This is a genomic window from Alishewanella sp. WH16-1, assembly GCF_001441695.1.
Taxonomy (GTDB): domain Bacteria; phylum Pseudomonadota; class Gammaproteobacteria; order Enterobacterales; family Alteromonadaceae; genus Alishewanella; species Alishewanella agri.
The window spans coordinates 1-5209 of sequence record NZ_LCWL01000028.1 but is presented as its reverse complement, the minus strand read 5'-3'; the positions used below and the strand labels follow the sequence as shown (position 1 = coordinate 5209).

The window sequence follows — 5209 nt, the reverse complement described above, 5'->3', positions numbered from 1 at the left end:
CTTTGTGCCAATAGCAGAAATTCACTGAGATTCGATTAAATCGGAGCTTTTCACTGAAAGCGGACATTCGGCACGAGTTAAGCGAGACGAACTTTGGAGCATTTAAAGTTAAGTCGAATTTGCAGGTTAACTACCCTCAGGCACAAAGCACAAATATTTGTACCCATAGATTGCCAAGGCTTGACCAGATAGTCGTCCGCTCCCAATTCCAGACCCTTGACCCGGTCTTCTACACTGTCCCTTGCGGTGAGAAATAACACAGGCGTGATGGATCTGGCCTCTCTCAATGACTGCATAATTCGCCAGCCATCCACATCAGGCAGCATTACATCAAGGACAATCAAGTTATACGAGCCGGTAATCGCCAGGTGGTGACCATCGAGCCCGGTCCGGGCGAGATCTACCACAAAGCCGGATTCCATGAAGCCCTGCCGGATATAATCCCCAGTTTTTACTTCATCTTCTACGATGAGAATCTTCATCGTTCCACTCCGCTCTACAGTTCAGGCCAATGAAGCCAGTCCATTTCATTGTCGTCAATATCAATTTTATAGTCTGAAATCTGCCCACAACATGACCAGAAAATGACAAATATGTAATGTTGGTGGCCGGAAGCTAGGTTATATCGGTGAGAAAAGCGTTGTTCGCATAACATGACTAAAATGTAATGCTTGCGGGAGCAGCCTGGTCATCTTTAACTAATAAGTTTATGGTATCATGATTCATGTAATCTCCTCCTTTAAGAAGCCGCAAAAAACGCGGCGCAAACTGCCTGCTTATTTGAAAAGGTGCTTATCCATGGGTCACGATAATTCTGAGTCTCATTGTCATCACCATACACCCTCCCACACGGGCTCAGGGCTTACAGACCCGGTCTGCGGCATGGGTGTAACGGCAGACTCTGCCCAGCATGTTGAGCATGCGGGTAAAACTTACTACTTCTGCAGCACCAAATGCATGAATAGATTCCAGCATGACCCTGAGAAGTTTCTTTCACCAACCCCGCCACCTCCCTCGGAAGCGGTCAAAGGCACAATTTATACGTGCCCGATGCATCCGGAAATACGTCAGGACAACCCCGGAACCTGCCCTAAATGCGGCATGGCACTTGAACCCCTGATGCCCAGTCTGGAAGATGACAATCCCGAGCTGGACGATTTTTCCAGGCGATTCTGGTGGACATTGCCTTTTACCGTCATTGTCACGGTGCTTGCCATGTTTGGGCCACAGCTTGGCTGGTTCGAGATGGCGACGCAAACGTGGATAGAGCTTGTACTGTCGCTTCCCGTGGTGCTGTGGGCCGGACAGCCGTTCTTCGTACGGGGTTGGCAATCAGTGGTCAACCGCAGTCCCAACATGTGGACGCTCATCGGCTTGGGTACCGGTGCCGCCTTCGTCTACAGCTCGCTGGCAACCGTAGCTCCCGGTATATTTCCGGAAACATTCATGTCCATGGGGCGTGTGGCGGTTTATTTCGAAGCCGCAGTGGTGATCATTTCCCTTACGCTGTTTGGTCAGGTGCTGGAGCTTCGCGCGCGTTCCCAGACATCCGCTGCCGTCCGGTCATTGCTCGGTCTGGCGCCCAAGACGGCCCGCCGTATCAATGCAGACGGAACAGAAGAAGATGTACCGCTGACGCATGTGCATGAAGGTGATCGTTTACGCGTACGTCCCGGTGAGAAAGTTCCTGTCGATGGCATTGTTGAAGAGGGTGCAAGTTCTCTCGATGAATCCATGTTGACTGGTGAATCGTTACCCATCAGCAAGCGCCCGGGTGACAAGGTCATAGGGGCAACGATGAACACCTCTGGTGCACTTGTGATCCGGGCGGAGAAAGTCGGCTCGGCCACTGTGTTGTCACAAATTGTCCAGTTGGTGGCTCAGGCCCAACGCTCTCGGGCGCCGATGCAACGGATGGCTGATTTGGTGGCGGGTTACTTTGTCATGGCGGTGGTAGCCATCGCCATCCTCACCTTGGTCGTGTGGGGCATGTTCGGCCCGCAGCCAAGCTGGGTCTATGGCCTGATCAATGCGGTCGCTGTTCTGATCATCGCTTGCCCTTGTGCGTTGGGGCTCGCAACGCCCATGTCAGTCATGGTTGCTACCGGACGAGGCGCAACCCAGGGTGTTCTGTTTCGTGATGCAGCAGCAATAGAAAATCTGCGCAAAGTCGATACGCTCATCGTAGACAAGACCGGCACCTTGACAGAAGGCCGACCCGCATTCGATCAGGCTGTTTCCGCTGGCGAGTTGGACGCCGATGAAATCTTGCGCCTGGCTGCCAGCCTCGATCAAGGCAGCGAGCATCCTTTGGCTGACGCTATTGTCAGCGCTGCGCGCGAACGTAATTTGGTGCTCAGCCCAGTGGACGACTTTGACTCGGGTAGCGGCATAGGCGTACGGGGCAAGGTTGAAGGCAAAATACTGCTGTTGGGCAACACTGCGTTCATGCAGCAGGATAACGTCAATGTTGATGGCCTGGCTGCCACCGCTGAGGGATGGAGGATAAAGGGTGCGAGTGTGATGTACCTGGCGGTTGACGGCACACTGGTCGGCCTACTCGCCGTTTCCGACCCCATCAAACAGAGCACCCCTGAAGCGGTACAGGCGCTCAAGGCCGCGGGAATCAGGGTCATCATGGCTACTGGTGACGGTATTTCAACGGCAAAAGCGGTCGCCGAACAACTAGGCATAGACGAAGTTCATGGCGAAGTGAAACCGGCCGACAAGCTGAATCTGGTTGATAAGCTTCAATCAGAAGGTTGCATCGTTGCGATGGCGGGCGACGGCATCAACGATGCCCCGGCACTGGCCAAGGCGAATGTCGGTATCGCTATGGGAACCGGGACGGACGTAGCGATGAACAGTGCGCAAATCACCTTGGTAAAAGGAGACCTGCGGGGTATCTCGATTGCCCGGGACCTGTCAAACAAGACTGTTCTCAATATGAAGCAGAACCTTGGTTTTGCGTTCATTTATAATGCGTTAGGCGTTCCACTGGCTGCTGGCGTCCTGTACCCGTTTGCCGGGTTGCTTCTATCACCCATGTTTGCAGCCCTGGCGATGAGTCTGAGTTCAGCGTCCGTTGTATTCAACTCGCTGCGGCTTCGTGGTTCGGTTTAAGCTGGATACGTCGAGGGGGTAGCGGAAAATGGCGAGTCTCTACTCGCCATTTTTCTTCGGTTTTTCGGGTAAGGGGATTAAATGGTTGATCTTACCTTTGCATGAGAGTGAGACAGACCGGCATCTCATCGGATTATCTGGTTGATGCTTCACCTACTGCTGGTGCATGTTTCCTTCGCTAATTCCAGCAAGAACCCCACACGCCTTAACTTCCCGGTCATCGTTGCAACGCGCTCTTAGTGAAACGAGTTGTTTCTCAAGCGCTTGCAGAGCGGTTATCTGCGACCGCACATGAGAGATGTGATCATCGAGCAAGGCGTTGACAGCGGTACAGGACTGATGAGGGTCGTCCTGATAGCGCTTTAGTTCGTGAATTTCTGCCAGTGACAGATCCAGGATGCGGCAGCGACGAATAAAGGCCAGCCGCTCAACGTGTTTCTCGGTATAGACACGGTAACCGTTCTCCTGCCGACCAGGCGGCGGCAACAAGCCCTGCCGTTCGTAGAAGCGGATCGTCTGTGTATCTACCCCTACTGACTGTGCCAACTGACCAATACGCATCGGGTTCCTCCGCAACGGATTCTCTACGCTATTGACATTATAGCTACTATATAGTTTTAAATGAAAACCCGATCACATTCAAGTGGAGTCATATCATGAGTAAAAACTGCGGAGGCCCCTGTGGCGACCATGCAAGGCCTGCGGCGGATACCGATATGCAGGCCTCCTCCGATGCGTCGGGGGAATGGGTCAGTGTTTATGCCGTGCCGAAGATGGACTGTCCATCAGAAGAACGAATGATTCGCCTAGCCCTGAACGGCTTTGAGGAGATTCGGGCGCTGTCCTTCGACTTGTCGAACCGCCGGTTGAAGGTCGTGCATGACGGTGAGGTCGAGCCCGTCACCTCGAAACTGAAGACCTTGGGGCTAGGCGCCTCGCTTCAGGAAACCGTCGCTGCAAATCCGGAGACCATCAAGGCCGCCGAGTTTTCGGCAGCTTCTGCTAAGCAAGAATCCGGGACCCTGCGCTGGTTGCTCGGCATCAATGCACTTCTGTTCGTGGTGGAAATGTCTGCCGGTCTGATCGCCCGGTCCACCGGCCTGATTGGAGAATCCCTGGACAATTTTGCCGATGCGGCGGTGTACGGGCTTGCCCTTTATGCGGTTGGACATAGCGTGAAAATGCAGGTACGTGCCGCGCATCTTGCTGGTGTACTGCAACTGATCTTGGCTGTGGGCGTACTCATAGAGGTGGTGAGACGCTTTGTATTCGGTAGTGAGCCTGAATCGCTGGTGATGATGGCTATCGCATTCGTCGCATTGATTGCCAATACCAGTTGTCTGCTGCTCATATCCAAACATCGGGAGGGCGGGGCGCACATGAAGGCAAGCTGGATATTCTCGGCCAACGACGTGGTGATCAACCTGGGGGTCATCACCGCCGGCGCTCTGGTCGCGTGGACCGGGTCCAATTATCCGGATCTGATTATCGGCACCATCGCGGGGGTAATTGTACTTAACGGTGCTAGACGCATTCTGGCGCTCAAGGATTAAGCAATGTCCATTTTTGGCAAACATCTGTCACCGTGCGCTCTGTTGTCCATCTCCGGCCTGCTGGCAGCGTCTGATCAGGCCGTAAAATGGCTGGTGCAACAATCAATGGCATATGGCGAGTCTATTTCAGTGACCTCATTCTTTAACTGGGTACACGTATGGAATACCGGTGCCGCATTCAGTCTTTTTGCGAATGGTGGAGGCTGGCAGCGCTACTTTTTTATCGGAATCGCGGTAGTGGTCTCGATTTTTCTGATCAAGCTGATCCTTGAAAATCGTCATAAAGGAGAAGCCATCGCTTACAGTCTTATCCTCGGTGGCGCCATGGGCAACCTGATTGACCGGGTCTTTCGCGGCTATGTTGTGGATTCCTTTGATTTCTATTGGCGAGACTGGCATTGGCCGGCCTTCAACCTGGCTGATATTGCAATTGTCCTCGGTGCCTTACTTTTAGTTTCCAGCAGCTTGTTGGGTAAAAAAGCAAACACCAATGCCGAGTCGGATGGATCTGACTGACACCTACGCCTATACAA

General features: G+C 53.2%; 4 protein-coding genes and 1 pseudogene. 3 read left to right on the top strand and 2 right to left on the bottom strand.

Going from position 1 to position 5209, the window contains the following annotated elements:
- Positions 1 to 173 precede the first annotated feature (173 nt).
- Positions 174 to 482: pseudogene (locus AAY72_RS03230) on the bottom strand (response regulator); the annotation flags it as partial.
- Between the two features lie 316 nt (positions 483 to 798).
- Here AAY72_RS03230 and AAY72_RS03225 point away from each other — a divergent pair.
- Positions 799 to 3123 carry a heavy metal translocating P-type ATPase gene (locus AAY72_RS03225; RefSeq protein ID WP_082628927.1) on the top strand — a complete coding sequence of 775 codons (2325 nt, stop codon included), beginning with the start codon at positions 799 to 801 and terminating at the stop codon, positions 3121 to 3123.
- A gap of 153 nt (positions 3124 to 3276) precedes the next feature.
- Here AAY72_RS03225 and cadR read toward each other — a convergent pair whose 3' ends face one another.
- Complete coding sequence (gene cadR / locus AAY72_RS03220; protein ID WP_001219640.1) at positions 3277 to 3684, bottom strand: Cd(II)/Pb(II)-responsive transcriptional regulator; 408 nt, start codon at positions 3682 to 3684, stop codon at positions 3277 to 3279.
- Positions 3685 to 3779: 95 nt separating this feature from the next.
- Between cadR and AAY72_RS03215 the strand changes: the two genes are divergently transcribed.
- Positions 3780 to 4676 carry a cation transporter gene (locus AAY72_RS03215; protein ID WP_057785559.1) on the top strand — a complete coding sequence of 299 codons (897 nt, stop codon included), beginning with the start codon at positions 3780 to 3782 and terminating at the stop codon, positions 4674 to 4676.
- 3 nt (positions 4677 to 4679) lie between these two features.
- A complete protein-coding gene (gene lspA, locus AAY72_RS03210; RefSeq protein WP_057785558.1) occupies positions 4680 to 5192 on the top strand; it encodes a signal peptidase II in 513 nt (170 codons plus the stop codon).
- Positions 5193 to 5209: the final 17 nt, after the last annotated feature.